The organism is Streptomyces sp. NPDC059255 (genome assembly GCF_042752355.1).
Classification (GTDB): Bacteria; Actinomycetota; Actinomycetes; order Streptomycetales; family Streptomycetaceae; genus Streptomyces.
The window spans coordinates 291,032-312,053 of sequence record NZ_JBHYZP010000004.1; the positions used below are offsets into that span (position 1 = coordinate 291,032).

Annotated in this window: 22 protein-coding genes and 1 tRNA gene; 8 read left to right on the forward strand and 15 right to left on the reverse strand. The window is 71.5% G+C overall.

The window, feature by feature from the left end; all coding sequences use genetic code 11:
* Nucleotides 1–31: 31 nt before the first annotated feature.
* Nucleotides 32–1,399, reverse strand: a complete 1,368-nt coding sequence (locus ACFXKG_RS08515; RefSeq protein WP_384834362.1) for an FAD-binding oxidoreductase — start codon at nt 1,397–1,399, stop codon at nt 32–34.
* A gap of 97 nt (nt 1,400–1,496) precedes the next feature.
* Here ACFXKG_RS08515 and ACFXKG_RS08520 point away from each other — a divergent pair, with 97 nt between their 5' ends.
* Entirely contained in the window at nt 1,497–3,143 is a 1,647-nt protein-coding gene (locus tag ACFXKG_RS08520; protein ID WP_384834365.1) for a tetratricopeptide repeat protein, read from the forward strand.
* A 357-nt stretch (nt 3,144–3,500) separates the two neighbouring features.
* Here the strand turns inward: ACFXKG_RS08520 and ACFXKG_RS08525 are convergent, their stop codons facing one another.
* From ACFXKG_RS08525 to ACFXKG_RS08540, 4 genes are all read right to left on the reverse strand, one after another.
* Nucleotides 3,501–3,932 carry a hypothetical protein gene (locus ACFXKG_RS08525; protein ID WP_384834368.1) on the reverse strand — a complete coding sequence of 144 codons (432 nt, stop codon included), beginning with the start codon at nt 3,930–3,932 and terminating at the stop codon, nt 3,501–3,503.
* The gene (locus tag ACFXKG_RS08530; RefSeq protein WP_384834371.1) at nt 3,932–4,066 is read right to left on the reverse strand and encodes a hypothetical protein; all 135 of its coding nucleotides are present in this window, start codon (nt 4,064–4,066) and stop codon (nt 3,932–3,934) included. Before ACFXKG_RS08530 ends, ACFXKG_RS08525 begins: the two co-directional genes overlap by 1 nt.
* Nucleotides 4,067–4,185: 119 nt before the next feature.
* On the reverse strand, nt 4,186–4,371 hold the full coding sequence (locus tag ACFXKG_RS08535) for a hypothetical protein (protein WP_384834374.1): 186 nt from the start codon (nt 4,369–4,371) through the stop codon (nt 4,186–4,188).
* Nucleotides 4,368–5,081 carry a TetR/AcrR family transcriptional regulator gene (locus tag ACFXKG_RS08540; protein ID WP_384834377.1) on the reverse strand — a complete coding sequence of 238 codons (714 nt, stop codon included), beginning with the start codon at nt 5,079–5,081 and terminating at the stop codon, nt 4,368–4,370. Before ACFXKG_RS08540 ends, ACFXKG_RS08535 begins: the two co-directional genes overlap by 4 nt.
* A gap of 110 nt (nt 5,082–5,191) precedes the next feature.
* On the opposite strand from ACFXKG_RS08540, the gene ACFXKG_RS08545 reads away from it, so the two are divergent.
* Entirely contained in the window at nt 5,192–6,325 is a 1,134-nt protein-coding gene (locus tag ACFXKG_RS08545; protein ID WP_384834380.1) for an FAD-dependent oxidoreductase, read from the forward strand.
* A 636-nt stretch (nt 6,326–6,961) separates the two neighbouring features.
* Here the strand turns inward: ACFXKG_RS08545 and ACFXKG_RS08550 are convergent.
* Entirely contained in the window at nt 6,962–7,954 is a 993-nt protein-coding gene (locus ACFXKG_RS08550) for a phosphotransferase family protein (protein WP_384834383.1), read from the reverse strand.
* Nucleotides 7,955–7,963: 9 nt separating this feature from the next.
* Nucleotides 7,964–8,128 carry a hypothetical protein gene (locus ACFXKG_RS08555; protein ID WP_384834386.1) on the reverse strand — a complete coding sequence of 55 codons (165 nt, stop codon included), beginning with the start codon at nt 8,126–8,128 and terminating at the stop codon, nt 7,964–7,966.
* Nucleotides 8,129–8,316: 188 nt separating this feature from the next.
* Between ACFXKG_RS08555 and ACFXKG_RS08560 the strand changes: the two genes are divergently transcribed.
* On the forward strand, nt 8,317–9,249 hold the full coding sequence (locus tag ACFXKG_RS08560; RefSeq protein ID WP_384834389.1) for a hypothetical protein: 933 nt from the start codon (nt 8,317–8,319) through the stop codon (nt 9,247–9,249).
* Between the two features lie 108 nt (nt 9,250–9,357).
* Here ACFXKG_RS08560 and hppD read toward each other — a convergent pair whose 3' ends face one another.
* Nucleotides 9,358–10,437: a 4-hydroxyphenylpyruvate dioxygenase gene (gene hppD, locus ACFXKG_RS08565; protein WP_384834535.1), complete on the reverse strand. Its 1,080-nt coding sequence runs from the start codon at nt 10,435–10,437 to the stop codon at nt 9,358–9,360.
* Nucleotides 10,438–10,669: 232 nt separating this feature from the next.
* Between hppD and ACFXKG_RS08570 the strand changes: the two genes are divergently transcribed.
* From ACFXKG_RS08570 to ACFXKG_RS08585, 4 genes are all read left to right on the forward strand, one after another.
* Nucleotides 10,670–11,140: an Lrp/AsnC family transcriptional regulator gene (locus tag ACFXKG_RS08570; RefSeq protein ID WP_382887414.1), complete on the forward strand. Its 471-nt coding sequence runs from the start codon at nt 10,670–10,672 to the stop codon at nt 11,138–11,140.
* 79 nt (nt 11,141–11,219) lie between these two features.
* Nucleotides 11,220–11,840 (forward strand): ArsR/SmtB family transcription factor, encoded by a 621-nt coding sequence (locus ACFXKG_RS08575; RefSeq protein ID WP_384834392.1) that lies wholly within the window; start codon nt 11,220–11,222, stop codon nt 11,838–11,840.
* 33 nt (nt 11,841–11,873) lie between these two features.
* The gene (locus tag ACFXKG_RS08580) at nt 11,874–12,083 is read left to right on the forward strand and encodes a hypothetical protein (RefSeq protein ID WP_384834394.1); all 210 of its coding nucleotides are present in this window, start codon (nt 11,874–11,876) and stop codon (nt 12,081–12,083) included.
* A complete protein-coding gene (locus tag ACFXKG_RS08585; protein ID WP_384834397.1) occupies nt 12,080–13,441 on the forward strand; it encodes an MFS transporter in 1,362 nt (453 codons plus the stop codon). Before ACFXKG_RS08580 ends, ACFXKG_RS08585 begins: the two co-directional genes overlap by 4 nt.
* On the opposite strand, the gene ACFXKG_RS08590 is transcribed toward ACFXKG_RS08585, so the two are convergent.
* The 6 genes from ACFXKG_RS08590 to ACFXKG_RS08615 all read right to left on the reverse strand — a co-directional run bounded on the left by ACFXKG_RS08590 (nt 13,395) and on the right by ACFXKG_RS08615 (nt 19,763).
* Nucleotides 13,395–14,153 carry a S16 family serine protease gene (locus ACFXKG_RS08590; RefSeq protein WP_384834400.1) on the reverse strand — a complete coding sequence of 253 codons (759 nt, stop codon included), beginning with the start codon at nt 14,151–14,153 and terminating at the stop codon, nt 13,395–13,397. The two genes, ACFXKG_RS08585 and ACFXKG_RS08590, sit on opposite strands and share 47 nt — an antisense overlap.
* Nucleotides 14,154–14,385: 232 nt before the next feature.
* Nucleotides 14,386–15,027 carry a helix-turn-helix domain-containing protein gene (locus ACFXKG_RS08595; RefSeq protein WP_365819357.1) on the reverse strand — a complete coding sequence of 214 codons (642 nt, stop codon included), beginning with the start codon at nt 15,025–15,027 and terminating at the stop codon, nt 14,386–14,388.
* A gap of 541 nt (nt 15,028–15,568) precedes the next feature.
* Nucleotides 15,569–17,359 carry a DEAD/DEAH box helicase gene (locus tag ACFXKG_RS08600; RefSeq protein ID WP_384834403.1) on the reverse strand — a complete coding sequence of 597 codons (1,791 nt, stop codon included), beginning with the start codon at nt 17,357–17,359 and terminating at the stop codon, nt 15,569–15,571.
* Nucleotides 17,360–17,524: 165 nt separating this feature from the next.
* Nucleotides 17,525–17,914 carry a type II toxin-antitoxin system death-on-curing family toxin gene (locus tag ACFXKG_RS08605; protein WP_384834406.1) on the reverse strand — a complete coding sequence of 130 codons (390 nt, stop codon included), beginning with the start codon at nt 17,912–17,914 and terminating at the stop codon, nt 17,525–17,527.
* Entirely contained in the window at nt 17,911–18,111 is a 201-nt protein-coding gene (locus ACFXKG_RS08610; protein WP_365819364.1) for a ribbon-helix-helix protein, CopG family, read from the reverse strand. The genes ACFXKG_RS08605 and ACFXKG_RS08610 overlap by 4 nt, the downstream gene beginning before the upstream one ends.
* 41 nt (nt 18,112–18,152) lie before the next feature.
* Nucleotides 18,153–19,763, reverse strand: coding sequence for an MFS transporter (locus ACFXKG_RS08615; RefSeq protein WP_384834409.1), 1,611 nt, complete (start codon nt 19,761–19,763; stop codon nt 18,153–18,155).
* Nucleotides 19,764–19,931: 168 nt separating this feature from the next.
* On the opposite strand from ACFXKG_RS08615, the gene ACFXKG_RS08620 reads away from it, so the two are divergent.
* Nucleotides 19,932–20,003 (forward strand) — tRNA-Cys (locus tag ACFXKG_RS08620).
* A gap of 98 nt (nt 20,004–20,101) precedes the next feature.
* On the opposite strand, the gene ACFXKG_RS08625 is transcribed toward ACFXKG_RS08620, so the two are convergent.
* Complete coding sequence (locus ACFXKG_RS08625; RefSeq protein WP_384834412.1) at nt 20,102–20,998, reverse strand: hypothetical protein; 897 nt, start codon at nt 20,996–20,998, stop codon at nt 20,102–20,104.
* Nucleotides 20,999–21,022: the final 24 nt, after the last annotated feature.

Sequence of the window (21,022 nt, forward strand, 5' to 3'; positions counted from 1 at the left end):
GTACCTCACCCGTACGGCCGCATCCTCGGCCTCAGAACAGCTTGCCCGGGTTGAGCAAGCCCAGCGGGTCGAAAGTCTGCTTGATCCCGCGCTGCAACTCCAGCCCCACCGGTCCCAGCTCGCGCGACAGCCACTCCTTCTTCAGCACGCCGACGCCGTGCTCACCCGTGATCGTGCCGCCCAGCTCCAGGCCGAGCCCCATGATCTCGTCGAAGGACTCCCGGGCCCGCCGGGACTCGTCCGGGTCCGCCTGGTCGAAGCAGACGACGGGGTGCGTGTTGCCGTCGCCCGCGTGGGCGCAGACGCCGATGGTCAGGTCGTACTTCTCCGCGATGGCGGCCGTGCCGTCGATCAGCGCGGCGAGCCGTGAGCGCGGTACGCAGACGTCGTCGATCATCGTGGCCGTCCTGACGGCCTCCAGCGCGGGGAGCGCGAGGCGGCGGGCCTGGAGCAGCAGCTCCGACTCGGCGGCGTTCTCGGCGGGGACCACCTCCGTGGCGCCCGCCGCCGCGCACAGCGCGCCGACCGCGGCGAGGTCGGCGGCCGGGTCCGGGGTGTCGAAGGCGGCGAGCAGCAGCGCCTCGGTGGATTCGGGGAGGCCCATGCCGGCCATCGCGTTGACGGCGCGGACGGTCGTACGGTCCATGATCTCCAGCAGCGAGGGGGTGTGCCCGCCCTCCATGATCCGGCAGACGGCGTCGCACGCGGCGGCGGCCGAGCCGAACTCGGCGGCCAGGGCGAGCTGCTGGGGCGGTTCGGGCTTCAGCGCGAGGACGGCCTTGACGACGATGCCGAGGCTGCCCTCGGAGCCGACGAAGAGACGGGTCAGGTCGTACCCGGCGACGCCCTTGGCGGTGCGGCGTCCGGTGGTGAGGAGCCGGCCGTCGGCGAGGACGACGTCGAGGCCGAGGACGTACTCCGCCGTCACCCCGTACTTGACGCAGCACAGCCCGCCGGAGGCGGTGCCGATGTTCCCGCCGATGGTGCACATCTCCCAGCTCGACGGGTCGGGCGGGTAGGCGAGGCCCACCTCGGCGACGGCGCGGGAGAGCGTGGCGTTGATGACGCCCGGCTCGACGACGGCGATCCGGTCGACCGGGTTGATCTCCAGGATCCGGTCCATTTTGATCAGGGAGAGGACGATGCACCCGTCCGAGGCGTTGGCGGCGCCCGACAGCCCCGTACGGGCCCCTTGCGGGACGACGGGGACACGGAGCGCGGTGGCCGTGCGCATGACGTGCTGGACCTGTTCGACGGTGCGCGGCAGCACCACGACGGCGGGCGTTCCGGCCGGGCAGAAGCTGGCCATGTCGTTGGCGTAGGAGACCGTGATGTCGGGATCGGTGATCAGGGCATCGGCGGGAAGGCCGGTCCGGAGCCGTACGAGGAGATCGTCCATGCCCTCAGGCTCGCACCCGGGGCCATCGGTGTGAACCCGTGTGCAATCCACAACTCAAGACCGTGTGTGCTCTTCATATTGACGCACAGTAATCGGCATGAACGCCATGAAGAAGGAGCAGGTTAGGCAGGTCAGAAGGGCGGCGCTGGCGGCCGGGGTGGGTGCGGCGCTGGTCGGGGGCGTGCTGCTGTTCGTACCCGACAGGGGTGAGGGGTCGCGGCCGGCGACCCCGGTCGAGCGGGCGCTGGCGGCGGTGAGCGCGGGCGCGCCCGCCTCGCTGCCCGACCTCGACGCGCTCATCCTGGACCGCGAGAAGTGGCTGCGTACGCATCCGGAGGACAGCACGGCGTGGGCGGTGCTGGGCGCGGCGTATGTGGAGCGCGGGGAGCAGCGGGGCGACTCGACGTACTTCTCCAAGGCCGACCAGGCGCTCCAGCGCTCGCTGAAGGGGCAGCCGGTGGGGGCGGCGGGGCCGGAGGACCACGGGGCCCGCGCCGCCGAGGAAGGGGACGGCGACGGTACGGACGACGGGGACGGGGACGGGGACGGGGCGGACGACAACAAACAGGGCGGGATCGGCGCGCCCGCCCGCACCCGGGCGCTGGCCGGTCTCGGCTCACTCGCCAACGCCCGCCACGACTTCACCACCGCCAAGAAGTGGGGCGAGACGCTCCGCGCCCGGAAGCCCGGGGCGTGGACGGCGTATCCGGTGCTGATCGACGCGTACACCGGTCTGGGTGACTACGCGGCGGCGGGCAAGGCGCTCGACAAGCTGAAGGAGCTGCGCCCCGGCACCCCCGCCGTACTGGCGCGCTCGGTGTCGGTCTACCGCGACCGCGGCTGGCGCGAGGACGCGGAGGCGAAGGCGGCCGAGGCCTCGGCCCGCGCGGACTCCCCCACGCAGAAGGCGGAGGCGCTGTACACGCTGGGCGAGCTGGCCTGGGAGCGCGGCGAGCCGACCGAGGCGATGGGCCTCTACGACGCGGCGCTCGCCGCGGCGCGCGACCACCCCGCGGCGCTGGCCGGCCGGGCGCGCGTGCTGGCCGCGCTGAGCAGGACGGACGAGGCGTACCGCGCCTACCAGGCGGCGCTGGCGAAGCTGCCGCGCCCGGAGTACGCGCTGGAGCTGGGCGAGCTGTACGACGCGAACGGCCTGGACGGCGACGCCCGCACGCAGTACGCGACGCTGCGCGCGCGGGCCGCGCGGGCGCAGGGCCACGGGGTCAACGAGGAGCTGGTCCTCGCCCGCTTCGAGGCCGATCACGGCGACCCGGCGGCCGCGGTGGCCCGGCTGCGCTCGGAGTGGGCGCGCCACCACCGGAGCATGGAGGTCGCGGACGCGCTGGGGTGGGCGCTGTACCGGGCGGGCCGGGGCGAGGAGGCGCTGAAGTACGCGAAGAAGGCGACGGAGCAGGGGCGGCGGAGCGCGCTGTTCTCGTACCACCGGGGCGAGATCGAGCGGTCGCTGGAGATGGACGGCCCGGCCCGCCGCCACCTCGACGAGGCGCTGCGGATCAACCCGTACTTCTCGCCGCTGCTGGCGCCGCGGGCGCTGGACGCGCTGGAGTCGCTCGGGGAGCCGGTGGAGGGCGGCCCGCAGGACATCGAGGGCGCGGGCTCGACACCGCAGCCGCCCGAGGTCGTACGCCCGAAGTCACCGGCACCGCAGCCGACCGCAACGCCGACGGCGACCCCGCCGATGACGCGGCCGGTGACTCCTCCGGTGACGCCGTCGCCCTCCTGAGGGTCGGAGGTCAGCGGCACACGCGGCATACGTACGGGAGCGGAGCGGGGCCCGGTCGAGGAGACCGGACCCCGCTCCCGTGTGTGCGGCGCCTGGTCCTGGGGCTCGCGTTGGCCTCCACGGTGAGCCTCGGTGCGCCTTGGAGCCGGTACTTGGTGGCCTCGGCCAGAATGGCCCAGCCGTTTGCGGACTTCCGCCCGGACCATTCCGTGACTTCCGGCAGCTTCGACTACTTGGCCTTCGACAGTGGCTTCGGCTGGGCCGTCGCCTGCGCGGAACTCCCGGCGATGGTGAGAGCGAGACCGGCAGCGGTAGCTGCGCCGACTCCGAGCAAACGTCTACGGCTGGTTGTACCGCTCACGAGGAGACCAGTTCCTTTCCGTGTCGAATCGCGCAAGCGATCCGGAAGAGGGCAAGGGCAAGGGCGCTGACGGTGACGACCGCGAGAACGACGATCGTGGGGTTCACCCACGCGGGCACGAGGCTGACGTGTTCGTTGCACGCATTGGCTACTGGGAAGTACGACGTGCCGTCCGCACCCGTACGGTCCCGCCACGCCTGGTCGTAGGTGGTGTGATGGGCGAGTTCACAGGTCTCCCGAATGTCCAGGCCGCCCGAGATAAGACCAAAACCCCACACCATGGCCGTGAGGCTTCCGGCGATCAGGGCGGCACCAAGAAGGGCGACAGGTTGCTTGTGCCGGGGGGAAGGCTGCTTCACGCCACGACGCAGCATCAGCAGCCCTGCCGGGATGGCCAAGACCATGCCTGCGAATACGAGGTTGAACATCAGGACTCGGCACCGACCCGTGCGACGATCGCGTCGGCGAACCCCTGGCAGAAGCTCGCCGCAAAGCCCTTTGCCCTTGGATCGGTGCAGGGCAGGAGCAGATGTCTGAAGTGGCCGTCGGGCAGGTCATCCACGTCGGGTCCCCTCACTTACGTCGGTTACGCCGGTTACGTCGGCTCGGTTACGTCGGTTCACTGACGTACGGAATGCTCCGGCGAGTCGAGCCACGTCCGCTCGCCGTCACCGCCCACCGTCAGCCCGAACCGGGTGACGCCCGGACGGTCGTGCTCCACCCACCATCTGTATGCGCGTAGAACCACACGGCGCGTTCTCCGTCCCGCTCGCGGTCGGGGTGATGGACGACGTCACGCACCCGCAGGCCCAGCGCGAAGCCGACCGCATCGAAACTCCCGGTGCCGCTGAGCTCCGTCTCGGTCATCGTCGTGGACGAGATCTCCGCGGCTGGCACAGGGTTGAAATGCCGGCGAGAAAGATGTCCACCCCGGCGAGGAACTGCTCTCGATCGTCGTGCTCGCCCAAGTGAGTCGCCGCCGCGTGCACGAACGGGTAGCGGCCCGGGTCGATCTGCGCCCACTGCGTGGCCGCGTTCTCCAGGAAGGTCTCCCGGTCCGTGTCGCTGCCCGCGCGGAGCCGTGCGTTCGCGGCGTTCTGCGCGGCGACCCCGAGGACGTAGTTCACGAGCGTGCCGGCCGCGTCGAACCGCGCTTCCTCCGGCACACCGAGGGCGTCCAGCAGGCGGCCGACGCCCTCGTAGAAGTCCAGCAGCGCGGGCCGCCACGGCTGGCGGGAGAATTCCGCACCGACCCAGGGGTGCGCGTCGATCGCGTCGAACAGGCCGAGGGCGAGGACACGCAGAGCGGTGCGCGGATCCGCGTCGGCGACCACGCCGGACATCACGCCGGTGATGACCTCGTCGGCGGCCGTCGCGAGCAGATCGCTCTTGTCCGCGACGTGATGGTAGATCGCCCCGTAGCCGGTGCTCAGGCGCACGGTGAGCGCACGCAGCGTCAGCGCCTTCTCCCCACCGCCGTCCAGCATCTCGATCGCGGTCCGGATGATCACCTCCCTCGACAGGCTCTCCGTCCGCCGCGGAGCCCGCGCCGATCCCTTCGCCGATCTCTTCACCATGCCCCCAGCATCGCACGAATGGAGCGCCGATCCAACTTCATGCTAGCGTGATTGGAGTGACGATCCAATGACGACGTCACGGCACCCCGCAAGGGCCTACGGAGGACACCATGACGACACCTGTCACGATCATCGGAGCAGGTCTGGGCGGCCCGACGCTGGCCCGTGTACTGCACGTGCACGGCATCCCGGCCACGGTCTACGAAGCGGAACCCGCGCCGGACACGCGCCGCCAGGGCGGCCTGCTCGACCTGCACCCCCACAGCGGGCAGGCCGCCCTGGAAGCGGCCGGTCTGACCGAGGAGTTCCACCAGCTGATCCTCCCGGGCCGCGAGGCGTACCGGATCATGGACCAGGCGGGGAACGTGCTGCTCGACCTGCCCGACGACGGAACCGGCTTACGCCCGGAGGCACCGCGCGGCGAAATTCGGCAGATGCTCCTCGACTCGCTGCCCGCCGGCACCGTCCGCTGGGGCCGCAAGGTCACCGCCGTGCGGGCCCTCGGCGACGGCCGCCACCAGGTTGACTTCGCCGACGGCACCACCGCCGTCACGGGCCTGCTCATCGGCGCCGACGGAGCCTGGTCGCGCGTACGACCGCTGCTCTCGAAGGCCGCCCCGGAGTACTTCGGCGTTTGCAGCGTGGAGACGTTTCTCCTCGACGCGGACACCCGCCACGGCGCTTCCGCGGAGGCGGTCGGAGGCGGCTCACTGTTCGCGCTCGCGCCGGGCAGGGGACTGCTGGCCCACCGCGAAGGCGGCGGAACCCTGCACACCTACGCGCAGTTGAAGAAGCCCCAGGACTGGTTCACCGACCTCGACACCACCGATGCCGCAGCCCTCACCGCACGGGTTGCGCGGGAGTTCGACGGGTGGGCTCCCGCACTCACCGCCCTGATCACCGACAGCGACACCCCACCGGCCCTGCGCCCCGTCTTCACCCTGCCGGCCGGGCACCGCTGGGACCGCGTGCCCGGGGTGACCCTGCTCGGCGACGCCGCCCACCTCCGGGCCCCGAACGGCGAAGGCGCCAACCTGGCCATGCAGGACGGCGCCGAACTCGGCCGAGCCCTCGCCGCGCACCCCGGCGATACGGAGACCGCGCTCGCCTCGTACGAACAGGCCATGTTCGCCCGCGCCGCCGCCGTGGAAGCGGACGACGACGACTTCTACACGATCATGATCGACGACCGGGCGCCCCACAGCTTGCTCGCCCTGATGACCGGCGCCGAACCGAACGCGTGACCCGCAGTTGCGCGTACGGCGACAGGCGGCCCGACGCAGTGCCCCGCCCCGGTGTACTGAGGCGCGGGTCGTCAGCATCGGCTCAGCCCTCGTGGCCGTCGTCGTCCTCGTCCAGCTCCGGCGCATCCGGGTCGCGCATCGGGCGCAGGGCGCCGACTGCCGGCCGAACCTCGGCAGCGAAGTAGATCACTGTGCCGGCCGACCATAATCGTTCTCACCGATAACCGCTGTACCGATGTACCGATGTTCCAAGCGCCGCCAAGTGCATCGGATGCGAATTCGCGACGGGATGCGAATCGGCCTGAGTCCGGGCAGCCCACCGCCGAGACCCCGCATCCCCCATTCCCGCACGTCAACGCAGCTCCGATGCTTCGTTGCTGCGGCGGCTCGAAGCCGCCGACGCCCGCATCCGGCGGCTCACCGAGGAGAACCAGCAACTTCGCGAGCAACTCTCCCGCGCACTCGGCGAACAACGCGCCGCAACGTCACGCGCAAGCCCACCGCAGGCAGGCGCAAGCAAGCCTGTCGATGGTCAAGTAACTCCCCACTGCCGGCGTCAACCTCCCCGCCGCCCCGTCCGAACTGATCGTGTCGAGGAGTGGACGAGTGCTCCGCTCGGTCCTACGCATCCCGGGGCTACACCGACGGAAGGAGCGCCAGCGCCTCTTTCGCATTGTGCTCGGCGATCTCCTGCATGAACGCCCGATCGGGGAAGTCCCCGTCGAGGAGACGCAGTGGTCCCGCCACCAGCGACAGGCGCATTGCGAGCATGTAGAGGTCGAGCCGCTGCGGATCGAGAGCGGGCCTGGCCAGTGCGGTGTACCGCTCGCTGAAGCGGAGTTGAAGGAAGACGTGCTCCCACTCCACGTCGAAGTACATCAGGCCCTCGATGTCGATCAGGACGGGCTGCCCCTCGGCGTCGACCAGGACGTGGTCGGGTCCGAGTTCACCGTGGATCAGCCCGTATTCGGTACGAGGGCTCACCCGATCGGCCAGTTCCTGCAGACGGTCACGCAATGCGGCGCAGGCTGCCGCGATGCGGCGGTCACGCCCCGCCGCCTCCTCAAGGTCCCGCAGGGCGCGGTCGTGAACCCGCCGCTCGCACGAGACCTCAGGCACGGGGCCGCCCCGCTCCAGCAAGTCCACCCTGCCGTAATGCCGCCCCCGGTGTCGGTGCATCACCTCAAGGATCTCGGCGAGATCGCCCAGGGTTCTCGCGGCGCGCGTGGGATCGGTTTCGAAGAGGGCTTCGAGCGTGCCGCCGGAGACGTCCTCGACCACGGCGACGTCCGCCGGACAGCGGCGCCGGCTGTCATCCACCAGGAGTACCTGCGGAACCCGTGCCCCGAGACTGTCCAGGCTCCGCTGCGCGGTCAGGAACGGGACCAGCCCGGAGGCGGGCGCGAACGGGTCAGTCGGATCGGCCTCGTGCACGCCTGGCCAGAAGTTCTCAACTTCGGCCCAGCTATAGACGATCACACTCGCTGTGCGGGTTCCATCAAGGCGGACCCGGTACACCCCCTTCTTGCTCCCCCCGCGCAACCGATCCACGGCGACGACGCGGCACCCCGATCCGAGTGCGTCACGCACGAGCCCCGACAGGTCTTCGATGTCCGCGAATTGCCGCATCCGCAGAACCTACTGGACGACGGCACCGGCCGCGTCCGTCCCGAACAACGCCTCGCTCACCCGCAGGCCGACCTGGGACATCAGCTTCGAGGCGGTGCAGTTCCGGGCGGCTCGGGGCTTGAGCTTCGGGGGTCGAGCCGTGCTTGTGAGGAGTGGTTGGTTCTTGTTTCCCACCCACCCTCCCTACCTTGGAGGTTGACTTTTCGCGACCGGGTTGCCACGCAGGGTGAGATCCGTCTAGCGTGCCCCTGAACGGAAAACGGCCTCCGCCTGGTGTTAGAGCACCTGACGGAGACCTCACCAGCTAGATCAAGGGCTTGATCTTTATGGCTGCTCCGCAGTTTAGTGTTGCGCCGCCGCGCGTGCACGCCGCTTCCCATCCGATGGCCAGTGCCGGGTACGGCAAGCGTTCGGTTGCCCGTCAACCGGGCTCCTCCGCCGATGACTTCGCGCTCCTGCCGGGGCGTGAGGCGGCCATCGCCGGGCTCATCGACCGGTTGCCCGACGGGGCCGATATTTCGGTGAAAGCGCTGGCCAAGGTGATGGAGTACGGGCAGTGCGCCTTACGGACGGCCCTGAACTTCCTTGAGCAGGCCGGGCATTTGTTGCGGCGACGTGAGTTTCTGGTGGGAGCGGGTGGCGGGCGATGGGTCACCCGTACGTGGTTCTCGCGTACCGCCCGGAGTGATGACGCCTGGGGCTCGCCTGTCGATGCGGGCGAGTCGGGTACGGGGGCGACGGCCGTCACGGCACCGGACCCGGCGCCGGGGCAGGCGCCGGTTTCGGGCCCCGCCTCGGCTCACGCCCCCGCCCCGGTCCGGACTCACCCACCCGCCCCGGTCGAGGCGCCCGGTGCACGGGTGGGGCGGTCGCGGGGGTATCTCCTGCTTGCCTCGGTCGGGCGGCGGTGTTCCGCCCTGTCGTTGTCCGCCGCCGACTGCGAGGCTCTGGAAGCGCTGGCCGCCGAGTGGTTCGCACGCGGGGCCGGTGAGGAGGATGTACTGCGGGCCCTCACCGACGGGCTGCCCGTACCGGTCCATTATCCGGCCGGGTTCGTACGATCCCGGCTCGTGGCCAAGCTGCCGGCGGACATGCCGGTGGCCCCGGGCCGGGTGGCGGCGGTCATGGTGGAGTGCGGCACCTGCCGGGCACCGGGACGGCCGGAAGCGCTGAGCGACGGGGAGTGCGGCACCTGCCGGGGCGCGCCCGCCCCCGTACGGCATCCCGCCGCGCTGCCACCGGACCGCGTCCGGGCCCTCGCCGCCGAGGCACGGAGCGCCGCCGCCCACGGGTGAGCGCGCTGCGGCCCGGCACAGGTGAGCGGGGCCCGGCCGGGCCGGGAAGACCGGGCCCCGCCCACCCACGTACGGCGGGAAGGGGCGCGGGAGCCCCCTCCTCCGCCGTCAGAGGTTGCCGCGCTTCTCCTGCTCGCGCTCGATCGCCTCGAAGAGCGCCTTGAAGTTGCCCTTCCCGAAGCCCATCGAGCCGTGCCGCTCGATCATCTCGAAGAAGACGGTCGGCCGGTCCTGGACCGGCTTGGTGAAGATCTGGAGCAGATAGCCGTCCTCGTCGCGGTCGACCAGGATCTTCAGCTCGCGCAGGGTGTCGACGGGCACCCGGGTCTCCCCCGCCCACTCGCCGAGGGTGTCGTAGTACGAGTCGGGGGTGTCCAGGAACTGCACCCCGGCGGCCCGCATGGCCCGTACGGAGGCGACGATGTCGTTCGTGGCGAGCGCGATGTGCTGGACGCCGGCCCCGCCGTAGAACTCCAGATACTCGTCGATCTGCGACTTCTTCTTGGCGACCGCGGGCTCGTTGATCGGGAACTTCACCTTGAGGGTGCCGTCCGCGACGACCTTCGACATGAGCGCGGAGTACTCGGTGGCGATGTCGTCGCCGACGAACTCCTTCATGTTCGTGAAGCCCATGACCTTGTTGTAGAAGCCGACCCACTCGTTCATCCGGCCGAGTTCGACATTGCCCACGCAGTGGTCGACGGCCTGGAAGGTGCGCTTGGCGGGCGGCGCGACGATCGGGTCGGCCGCGCCGAAGCCGGGCAGGTAGGGCCCGTCGTAACCGGAGCGGTCGACGAGGGTGTGCCGGGTCTTGCCGTACGTGGCGATCGCGGCCAGGACGACGGTGCCGTGCGCGTCCTTCAGCTCGTACGGCTCCTGGAGGCCGTGGGCGCCGTGCTCGGTGGCGTAGGCGTACGCGGCGCGCGCGTCCGGGACCTCGATCGCGAGGTCCACGACTCCGTCGCCGTGCTCGGCGACATGGTCGGCGAGGAAGCGGCCCCGGTCGGTGGACGGCTTGATGACGGACGTGAAGACGAAGCGGGCGGCGCCGTTGGTCAGAACGTAACTCGCGGTCTCCCGGCTGCCGTTCTCCGGGCCCGCGTAGGCGACGAGCTTCATGCCGAAGGCCGTGGAGTAGTAGTGCGCGGCCTGCTTGGCGTTGCCGACGGCGAAGACGACCGCGTCCATTCCCCTGACCGGGAAGGGATCGGCCTCGCGCGCGGTGTCGGGGGCTGCGCCGGGGGCGGTGCCCGGGGCGCCGAGAGTGCTGTGCGTCGAGGTGTCAGCCATGACTCCAGCGTCAGGCCGCTCGGCAAGGTGCGCAACAGTTCAGAATCTGACTGGGCATTCTGTACAGCGGATGGCGAGAATGGCGGGACGATTCGCACAGGATGACCATGCTGGAGGAGGGAGAGTGACCGTGGGTATCGACCGGCTCGACGGCAGGCTGATCGTGCTGCTGGCCCAGGAGCCCAGGATCGGGGTGCTGGAGGCGTCACGACGGCTCGGCGTGGCGCGCGGGACCGTACAGGCGCGACTCGACCGGCTGCAGTCGAACGGGGTGATCCGGGGGTTCGGCCCGGCCGTGGACCCGGCGGCGCTCGGCTACCCCGTCACGGCCTTCGCCACGCTGGAGATCAAGCAGGGGCAGGGCGCGGACGTACGGGCCCACCTGGCGAGCGTCCCCGAGGTGCTCGAACTGCACACCACCACCGGCGAGGGGGACATGCTCTGCCGCCTGGTCGCCCGCTCGAACGCCGATCTCCAGCGGGTGATCGACCTGGTGGTCGGCTTCGACGGGATCGTGCGGGCCGCCACCGCGATCGTCATGGAGAACCCGGTGCCGCTGCGGATCATCCCGCTGGTGGAACAGGCGTCGCGGGACGACTGACCGGGCGGGAAGCAGGATCCAAAGACTCCGTTGCAAAGAAAGCGTTGCAACGGAGTCTTTGCATGGTTACGGTGACACCATGCCCGAGCCTGAACCCACACCCGAGACGCCCGAAGAGGCGCAGCCGCCGCAGCAGAACGTACGCACCCTGGACGCGCGGTCACTCCGTGGCCTGGCCCATCCGCTGCGCATGCGCCTGCTGGACGCGCTGCGCCACCACGGCGCCGCCACCGCCTCCCAACTCGCCGCCCGGCTCGAAGAGTCGAGTGGCGCCACGAGTTATCACCTGCGCCAGCTCGCCGAGTACGGCTTCGTCGAGGACGACCCGACGCGCGGCAAGGGCCGCGAGCGGTGGTGGAAGGCCGCACAGGACGGGGTCCGCTTCACCGAAGACCTGCACGCGAACACCGATCCCGAGGTACGGGGCGCGGCGGACTTGTACCTGCACGAGGTGGCCACCACCCATACCCAGGAACTCACCACCTGGCTGGGCACCTCGGGCGACTGGCCGCTGGAGTGGTCGCAGGCCGCGGACATGAGCAACTTCACCCTGCGGCTGACACCGCGCCAACTCACCGAGATGAACGAGGAAATGCACGCGGTCGCCGAGCGCTACCGCCGGATCGGGCCCGCCGCCGAGGACGCCCCACAGGTCCGCGTACACCTGCACTCCTTCCCGCGCCGCGGCTCGACGGGCTGAGACGACCGAAGCAGAACTCAGGGGGGATCCACCATGCATGCCGACATTCATCTCACCACTCATCGCCTGCGCGCCGCCGAACTGCACCGGGAGGCCGCCGAGTTCCGGGAGGCCACCGGGCCGCGTCGGGACCGTACGGAACTCCGCGCGAGTCTCCGCACCCGACTGGGCTGGTCGCTGGTCGAGTTGGGGCTGCGCCTCGTCAACCGCCCGGTGGCGCGCACGAGAACGCATCTCGCGTGAGCGGGCCCGAGCACTCCGGCGAACGCCCCGGCGACCGGTGGCCCTTCGTCGCCACGCTCGCCGCCAACACCATCTCCATCGCGGGTAGTTCGCTGACCCTGATCGGGGTGCCCTGGTTCGTCCTCCAGACCACCGGCAGCGCGTCCGACGCCGGGATCGTGGCCTTCTGCGCGACGCTGCCGGTCGTCATCTCCGCGGTCGTCGGCGGCCCGGTCATCGACCGGCTCGGGCGGCGGCGGGTCTCCGTCGTCTCCGATCTGGTCTGCGGTCTCGCCATGGCCGCGATCCCGCTGCTGCACTACGCGGGCGCCCTGGAGTTCTGGATGCTCTGCGCGCTGATGGCGCTCAGCGGCCTCGTCCACACCCCGGGGCTCACCGCCCGTTACGTCCTGCTGCCCGATCTCGCCGATCGCGCCGGCACGACCCTGCCGCGCGCCGCGAGCCTGTACGACGCGGTCTCGCGCGGCGCGCGGATGATCGGCGCCGCGCTGGCCGGCGTACTGATCGCGGTGGTGGGCGCGGAGACGGTGCTGCTGCTGGACGCCGTGACCTTCGCGGCCTCCGCCGCACTGATCGCCGCCGGGCTGCGCGGAGTCCGCTCGGCGGAGCCGCAGCGCCTCGCCCCGGTCTCGCTCGCCACGTACCGCACCGAACTCCGCGAGGGGTACGCCTTCCTGGCCCGTACCCGGCTGCTGATGGGCATCACCCTGATGGTGATGATCACCAACGGCCTGGACCAGGGCTGGGGTTCGGTCCTGCTGCCGGTCCACGCCCGCGACGAGCTGGGCGGCTCGGCCGATCTCGGGCTGCTCATCGCCGTGTCCGGCGGTGCAGCCCTGCTGGGCGCACTGCTGTACGGGGCGTACGGGGAGCGCTTCCCGCGCCGCGCGGTCTTCGCCGGGGCCTTTCTGCTCTGCGGAGCACCGAAGTTCGTGGTGGCGGCGCTGACGGACGGGACCCTGCCACTGGCCGTGACGATGGCCGCGGGCGGTTTCGCGGCGGGTGTGCTCAACCCGATCCTCACCACCGTGATCTACGAGCGGGTGCCGGACGCGCTGCGCAGCCGGGTGTCCAGCGTGACCACGGCGGGGGTCGAGCTGACGATGCCGCTCGGTGGACTGGCCGCGGGCCTGCTGGTCGAACGCGCGGGGCTCGGCAGCGCGCTGCTGGTTGTCGGCGGGGTCTATCTGCTGGCGACGCTGAGCCCGCTGGTCTTCCCGGCCTGGCGGTCCATGGAACGCCCCGTGGAGAAGCCCGCTCCGGAGACATCCCGGAACGTGGACGCGAATGCGGACGCGGGCGCGGGGGACGTCAGCAGCTCGGGACCCGGTCCGTCCGCCCCTGCTCCAGCGCCGTGAGCGACGACACCGCGCCCTTCAGCGTGGTGACCGGGACCAGCAGCATCCCCTTCGGCAACTCGGCCTGCGCGTCCGTGCACTCCGCCTTCGGTACGAGGAAGACGGTCGCCCCGTCGCGCCCCGCCGCCTGGGTCTTCAGGGCCACCCCGCCGACCGGGCCGACCTTGCCGTCGCCGGTGATCGTCCCCGTACCGGCGATGGTGCGGCCCCCGGTCAGGTCGCCGCCCGCTCCGTCGCCGTCGAGCTTGTCGACGATGCCGAGCGCGAAGAGCAGCCCGGCGCTGGGGCCGCCCACATCGGCGAGGTGGAGGCCGACATCGACCTTCGCCGGGTCCTCGCCGAGGAGGGCGAGGGCGGCGGTCGTCGCGGAGTTCTGCGAGTCGATCATGTCCTGGGTGTTGTGCTTCCTGACCTGCCGGTCGGACTGGCCCGACGGGTAGACCGCCTCGCGGGGCAGCACGGCCCGGTCCGTACGGAACCAGCCCTCGACCACGTCGCCGAAGTCGACGTCGGTGGACGGCCCGGTCGCCTCGATCGTCGTCATCCGCAACTGCCCCTCGGTCTTCCGTACGGGCGCGCCGCTGATGGTGATGACCGGCCGGTCCTTGTTCGTGCCGAGGACGTCCGCGGTCATCCCGGGCTGCGCCACGGCGTACGGCAGCGGTGCGACGCCGACGACGACGAAGAGCGCGACGACCGGGAGGGCGCACACGATGAGGACGCTGGGGCGCGAAAGGCGAGAGAACCGCGGGAGGCGAGAGAACACGGTGTTCAATCTATCTGCCGCGTACCACCGCCCCCGCCCAGGCATCCGCGCCGCCCCGGCCGACCGTCCGCACCGCCCCCGCCCAGGGGTCCACACCGGCCAGCGCAGACCGCCCGCAGGCCGTCCGCAGGCCGTCCGCAGGCCGTCCGCATCGGTCAGCGCAGGCCGTCCGCACCGGTCAGCGCAGGGCGTCGGCCACCTCGCGGGCCGCGTCGACCACGCGCGGACCGACCCGTTCCGGTACGGCGTCCGCGAGCATCACCACGCCCACGCTCCCCTCTATCCCGGTCACCCCGATCAGCGCCGCCGCCGCCCCGCTCGCGCCCGCCTCCAGCTCCCCGCTGGTGAGGGTGCAACTCGGCTCGGTGAGAGCGCCCTGCCGGGCGGCGAGGATCGCCTTGCCGGCCGCGCCCCGGTCCAGCGGATGACGGAATCCGGCCCGGTAGGCCACGTGGTAGTCGGTCCAGGTCGGCTCCACGACGGCGACCGCCAGCGCCTCCGCGCCGTCGACGAGCGTCAGGTGCGCCGTCGCGCCGATGTCCTCGGCGAGCGCGCGCAGCGCGGGCAGCGCGGCCTCCCGCACCAGCGGGTGCACCTGCCGGCCCAGGCGCAGCACCCCGAGGCCCACCCGGGCCCGGCCGCCCAGGTCGCGGCGGACGAGCGTGTGCTGTTCGAGGGTGGCGAGCAACCGGTAGACGACGGTCCGGTTGACGCCGAGCCGGGTGGACAGTTCGGTGACGGTCAGCCCGTGATCGGTGTCGGCGAGCAGCTTGAGGACGCGCAGTCCCCGGTCGAGCGTCTGGGAGGTCTCCGCGGTCACGACGCCCTCTCCTTCGGTGTGAGTCGGACGAGTCCGGATGGGGTCTCCCCTGGTCGGGCGAAGCCGAGGCCTCGGGGAAGAGTGACGACGGCGCTCTCCCCGCCCTGGAGCTTCCGCGGCGCCGGGTCCCGTCCCGTCGCCGCGCGGAGAGGCCACCGGCGGGGCATGGCACCACCGGCTGCGCTACGCGGCGGAGTTGCCACGGAGCGTTCACATTGCGGGGACATTAACCATCAGTACCGCTCAGCGGAAGCCCTCGTCCAGAATCCGGGCATGAGTGGTGAGTCAACGCGCATTGACGCCAAATGTCCGATCACATGGTGACGTCGTGTGCCCATATATGACCCGTTGAGTGATCACCGAGGGACGGAAAGGGCGCCCGAAAGGGCCCGGAACGGCGGCGTGGCCGCTGCCGGGGGTCCCGGGCAGCGGCCACGCTGTACATCAACCGTTACATCGATCACGGCACCTGGCTCATACCTCTACGACGTCCACACCTCGGACGGCGTCGACATCTCGCCGGCGGGTGCCCCGCGCGCCGTCAGCGCATCCGGGTGGCCCACTCCCCCACCTTGGAGATGCGCTCCCTGAGCTGTCCCGCCGTGGCCTCCGCGCTCGGCGGACCGCCGCACACCCGGCGCAGCTCCGTGTGGACGACCCCGTGCGGCTTGCCGCTCTGGTGGACGTACGCGCCGACCATGGTGTTGAGCTTCTTGCGCAGCTCCAGCAGCTCCTTGTGGGAGACGACGGGGCGCCGCTCCGCGGGCAGTTCCAGCAGGTCGGCCTCGGAGTCCGGCTTCTTGCGGCTGTGCGCGATCTGGCGGGCCTGCCGCTTCTGGAGCAGCAGCTGCACCTGGTCGGGTTCGAGGAGCCCCGGGATGCCGAGGTAGTCCTGCTCCTCCTCGCTGCCGGGGTGCGCCTGCATGCCGAACTCGGCGCCGTCGTACAGCACCCGGTCGAAGACGGCGTCGGACTCCAGCGCCTCCCACGGCAGCATGTCCTGCTCGCCGGTGTCCTCATCCTGCTCGCGCTCGGCCTCCGCCATCTCCTTCTCGGACTCGGCGTAGGGGTCGTCCTCCTCCCCCTCCTTCTTCGGCTTGTCGAGGACGTGGTCGCGCTCGACCTCCATCTCGTTGGCGATACCGAGGAGGGTGGGGATGGTCGGCAGGAAGACGGACGCCGTCTCGCCGCGCCGCCGGGACCGTACGAAACGGCCCACGGCCTGCGCGAAGAAGAGCGGGGTCGAGATCGTCGTCGCGTACACGCCGACGGCGAGGCGCGGCACGTCGACGCCCTCCGACACCATGCGGACGGCGACCATCCACCGCTCGTCGCTCCCCGAGAAGTCGTCGATCCGCTTCGACGCGCCGACGTCGTCGGAGAGGACGAGCGTCGCCTTCGTCCCGGTGATCTCGCGGATGAGCTTGGCGTACGCGCGCGCCGCCTCCTGGTCGCTCGCGATGACCAGCCCGCCGGCGTCCGGAATGCCCTTGCGGACCTCGGTGAGGCGCCGGTCGGCGGCGCGCAGGACGCTCGGCATCCACTCGCCGCGCGGGTCGAGCGCGGTGCGCCACGCCTGCGAGATCGCGTCCTTGGTCATCGGCTCGCCGAGGCGCGCGGCGACCTCGTCGCCGGCCTTGGTGCGCCAGCGCATGTTGCCGCTGTAGCTGAGGAATATCACCGGCCGGACGACGCCGTCGCCGAGCGCGTTCCCGTATCCGTACGTGTAGTCGGCGGAGGAGCGGCGGATGCCGTCGTTGCCCTCCTCGTACGCGACGAAGGGGATCGGGTTGGTGTCGGACCGGAACGGCGTGCCGGTCAGCGCGAGCCGCCGGGTCGCCGGCTCGAACGCCTCCAGGCACGCCTCGCCCCAGGACTTGGAGTCGCCCGCGTGGTGGATCTCGTCGAGGATGACGAGCGTCTTGCGCTGCTCGCACCGGTTGCGGTGGAGCATGGGCCGGACCCCGACGCCCGCGTACGTGATGGCGACGCCGTCGTACTCCTTGCTCACCGGTCCCGCGCTGTACTCGGGGTCGAGCTTGATCCCCACCCGCGCGGCGGCCTCGGCCCACTGCTTCTTGAGGTGCTCGGTGGGCGCCACGACGGTGATCTGCTGCACGACATGGTGGTGCAGCAGCCAGGAGGCGAGCGTCAGCGCGAAGGTCGTCTTGCCGGCGCCGGGCGTGGCGACGGCGAGGAAGTCACGGGGCTGCTCCTCTATGTATCGGCTGAGGGCGCCCTCCTGCCAGGCACGCAGCTTGTTGGCGGTGCCCCAGGGCGCGCGGCCGGGGAAGGCGGGCGAGAGGTGATGGGAGGCGGCGGTAGTAGTCACGGTCTCCGGTTCGGACGCTCGGACGTGGGGTTACGTGAGCGCCCGGCCGGACGCGTGGACGTCGGCGGGCGCACGGGCTTACGTACGACAACCGGGCCACCCTACCGGCGGGGTGACCCGGTCCTCGTACGAACGAGGCCGTGACCGAACCGAGTGCGACGCCTGTCACACCGGCGGGACGACCAGCTCCCGCAGGCAGTCCGCGATGGCCTTGATCTCGTCCATCCGCCCCGTGGCCACCCCGATGACCAGCCGCTCGGCCGCGTCGATGTCAGGGCGCAGATGCACGTCGTTCAGGGCCAGGAACGTGACGCAGGACAGCCACGCCGTCCGCTTGTTGCCGTCGAACAGCGGATGGTTGACGGCCAGGGACTGCAGCAGCGCGGCAGCCTTCTCGATCACATCCGGATACGCCTCCTGGCCGAACATCGCAGCCGACGGGCGGTGCACGGCCGACTCCAGGAGCCCGACATCGCGGACCACGACCTGCATGTCGTCGCAGGCGTGGTCCGCGATGGCCAGAACGTCCTCGGCGGAGAGATAGACACAGATCACTTGAGCCGCTCCATGAGCTCGCTCCACTTGGCGGCCTGCTCCTTGGCGGTCTTCCTGACCATCGCCTCATGCGCGGTGCGGGCCAGATAGTCGTCCACGGCCTGGAGGAGTATGGCGTGCATGCTGGTCCCCTCCTGCTCGGCACGCTGCTTCAGGGCCTCGGTCTGGTCGTCACGGAGACGCAGGTTCATAGCCATACCAAAACGGTACCACCACCCTGGGGCCAGAGTGGTACCAATCAGCGCCCCGCACCCCGGCCCCCCGCACCGACCCGCGTAGCCACCCACACGCCCGCCAGCGCCACCACCGCCATCGGCAGGAACACCGCCGCGAACGCCGCCGGGTGCGATGCCGTGGCCGTGACGTCCGACGCGGCGTGGCCCACCGCGCCCACCGCGCCGCCGCCGAGCGCCGCGAACGCCGCGCCGCCCGCCGCCAGCAGCAGGACGTTGGAGAGGCCGTCGGAGATCTGGAGCGCCGCCGAGTTCGAGCCCGCCTCCTCCGGCGCCGAGAGCTGGAGCAGCAGCACGCTCGTGGAGGCGATCACCGCGCCCATGCCCAGGCAGCCGAAGGCCCAGGCGACCGCCACGACCCAGACCGGCACCGCGTCGATCAGCACGCTCGGCGCGGCGGCGATGGCCAGCGCCACCAGCACCATGCCGCCCGCCATCAGCCGCCCGCGGTACGGCTCCATGCGAGGCCGGGACTGTACGTACGAGCCGAGCGCCCAGGTCGCGCCGCCGACCGCGAGCGAGAGCCCGGCCATCGTCGGCGACAGGCCGCGCTGGGTGACCAGCATGAGCGGTACGAAACTCTCCGCCGCGATGAAGGCCCCGGAGGCGACCCCGCGCAGCAGCACCACCGACGGCAGCCCGCGCGCCGCCCGCCAGGTCCCGCCCGGCAGCAGCCCGAGGACGGCGGGCACGAGGAACGCCAGCCCCGCCGCGGCCGGCAGCAGCGAGAGGAGGCGCAGGTCCTGGCCCGCGTACTGGAGGAGCGCCGCGCCCAGCGAGATCCCGAGCGCGAGCCGGATCCGGCGCCGGTCGAAGCCGGCCGCGCTCCCGGACGCCCCGGCCTTCCCGGACGCCCGTTCGGTTGCGGACACTCCCGCCTTCCCGGACGCCCCGGCCTTCCCGGACGACGCGGCCGGCGGCACGGCGGTCCCCGACGCCATCCGCCGTACCGCAGGCACCGCGAGGACCAGCGGCGGCACGACGAGGACGGGGATGCCGAGGAAGACCCAGCGCCAGCCCAGGTGTTCGGTGACGGTCCCGGCGGCGAGCGGCCCGACGACCGACGGGACCACCCAGCTCGCGGCGATCGCGGCCATCATCGCGGGCCGCAGCCGCTCCGAGTAGGCGCGGCTGATGACCACGTACAGCGCGACGATGACCAGCCCGCCGCCGAGCCCCTGCACGGCCCGGCCCAGGATGAACACCCACATGGAACCGGCCGCGCCGGAGAGCAGCAGCCCGGTGGCGAAGGCGCCGACCCCGGTGACGAGCGGCGCGAGCGGCCCGTCGCGGTCGGACCACTGGCCGGAGAGGACCATCGCGAACAGGCTGGTCGTGAAGTACGCGGAGAAGGCGAAGGCGTACAGCGACACCCCGTCCAGCTCACGCGCGGCGACCGGCATCGCCGTACCGACCGCGGTCGCCTCGAAGGCGATCAGCAGCACGACGGCGACGATGGAGATGCTGAGCGCCCGGTGCTCCGGCCCGAGCACGCCGCCGCGCCACCCCCGAACGGGGGCGGGGGCGGCGACCGGGGCCGGTGCGGCGCTGGGACCGGATATGCCGGAGGGGGCGGCGGAGGCGACGTCGGCGTCGCCTGGTTCCAGTGCGGTCATTGCTTCAGAGTAAGGGGCGTATCAGGGGTTGAGCCCTGTCGCGGGATGGATCTTCGCTGGGCCCTTGGTCGTACGACTGTGAACGCGGTGTGGCAGTCACATTGCACGCCGCCGGAAAGTCTTGAGCGGCGCCGTCCGCCCTCGTACGGTCGTCAGCAGATGGAGCATGGCCGTGTGCCCGAGTGGTTCAGGGGCTCGACTGCAAATCGAGTTACGTGGGTTCGATTCCCGCCACGGCCTCGGGTTCTCGTACGCGTACGGGCCGTCCCCGGCAACCCGGGGGCGGCCCGTTCCGCTGCCCGCCAACGCCTACGCCTACGCCTACGCCTACGGGACGTTTACGGGGCGTCCCCGTACCGGTCGAAGGTCTCGGTGCCGGTGCCGCCGGAGGTCCACTCGACGCTGAGAGTGCCGTCGCTGAAGGTGAGGTCACCGCTGCGGTCCTCGGACTCCACCCGGACATCGTCGCGGGAGCAGATGAGCGCGAAGCGGTACTTCTTGCCCGCCTCCTGCACCGTGCGCACGCCCTTGCACTCCATCCCGCCCTTGACGTACACCATCGAGATCTTGCTGTCCGGCTGGAGGGTCTTGATGTCCTCGCCCTTCAGGACGCCGAGGACACCGCTGCCCGAGCTGGAGCGCCACATCCCCTCGATACCGGTACCGGTGGGCCCGGCGTCGGAGGGCTCCGGGTCGGACGTCGCCGGTGTCTCGTCGGTGGGCTCGTCCACCGGCTCCTCCACCGGCTCCTCCGAGTCCCCGCTCGATGCCGTCCCGGACGGCCCGGCGCTCGCGGCGACGTCCTTGCCGTCGCCTTCGTCGTCACCCCCGCTCGTCGCCAGCCAGATGCCGCCTCCGGCGAGCAGCACGACGGCCGCCACCGCGCCGGCGAGCAGCACGGCCCTGCGACGGCCCCCGGGACGCTGCGACGGCTGGGGCGAGTAGGGCGGATGAGGCGATTGAGGCAACTGCGGCGACTGGGGTATGTACGGCGGCGGGGCCGCCTGGTGGCCCGGGTACCCCTGGGGTCCGCCATAGGCGGGCGGGGCCGGCTGGACCGGCTGCGCGTACGGATTGCCCTGGACGGGGGCGCCCTGCGGGGGCGCCTGCGGCTGGGGAGGAGCCGAGTAGGGACCGGGCCGGGCCGGCGGCTGCCCCGGCTGCGCAGGCGGACCCGACGGGCCCTGCGGAGCCCCCGAGCCGTCGGGAGCGGGTGGGTACGGCGGCTGGCTCATCGGTCTCCCTCGCTGGCATACGGC

Bases quoted from the DNA above. Each gene is read 5' to 3' on its own strand.
- ACFXKG_RS08515 (WP_384834362.1), bottom strand. From the start codon at position 1,399: ATGGACGATCTCCTCGTACGGCTCCGGACCGGCCTTCCCGCCGATGCC.
- ACFXKG_RS08520 (WP_384834365.1), top strand. From the start codon at position 1,497: ATGAACGCCATGAAGAAGGAGCAGGTTAGGCAGGTCAGAAGGGCGGCG.
- ACFXKG_RS08525 (WP_384834368.1), bottom strand. From the start codon at position 3,932: ATGTTCAACCTCGTATTCGCAGGCATGGTCTTGGCCATCCCGGCAGGG.
- ACFXKG_RS08535 (WP_384834374.1), bottom strand. From the start codon at position 4,371: ATGACCGAGACGGAGCTCAGCGGCACCGGGAGTTTCGATGCGGTCGGC.
- ACFXKG_RS08540 (WP_384834377.1), bottom strand. From the start codon at position 5,081: ATGGTGAAGAGATCGGCGAAGGGATCGGCGCGGGCTCCGCGGCGGACG.
- ACFXKG_RS08545 (WP_384834380.1), top strand. From the start codon at position 5,192: ATGACGACACCTGTCACGATCATCGGAGCAGGTCTGGGCGGCCCGACG.
- ACFXKG_RS08550 (WP_384834383.1), bottom strand. From the start codon at position 7,954: ATGCGGCAATTCGCGGACATCGAAGACCTGTCGGGGCTCGTGCGTGAC.
- hppD (WP_384834535.1), bottom strand. From the start codon at position 10,437: ATGGACGCGGTCGTCTTCGCCGTCGGCAACGCCAAGCAGGCCGCGCAC.
- ACFXKG_RS08575 (WP_384834392.1), top strand. From the start codon at position 11,220: ATGCCCGAGCCTGAACCCACACCCGAGACGCCCGAAGAGGCGCAGCCG.
- ACFXKG_RS08580 (WP_384834394.1), top strand. From the start codon at position 11,874: ATGCATGCCGACATTCATCTCACCACTCATCGCCTGCGCGCCGCCGAA.
- ACFXKG_RS08610 (WP_365819364.1), bottom strand. From the start codon at position 18,111: ATGGCTATGAACCTGCGTCTCCGTGACGACCAGACCGAGGCCCTGAAG.
- ACFXKG_RS08615 (WP_384834409.1), bottom strand. From the start codon at position 19,763: ATGACCGCACTGGAACCAGGCGACGCCGACGTCGCCTCCGCCGCCCCC.
- ACFXKG_RS08625 (WP_384834412.1), bottom strand. From the start codon at position 20,998: ATGAGCCAGCCGCCGTACCCACCCGCTCCCGACGGCTCGGGGGCTCCG.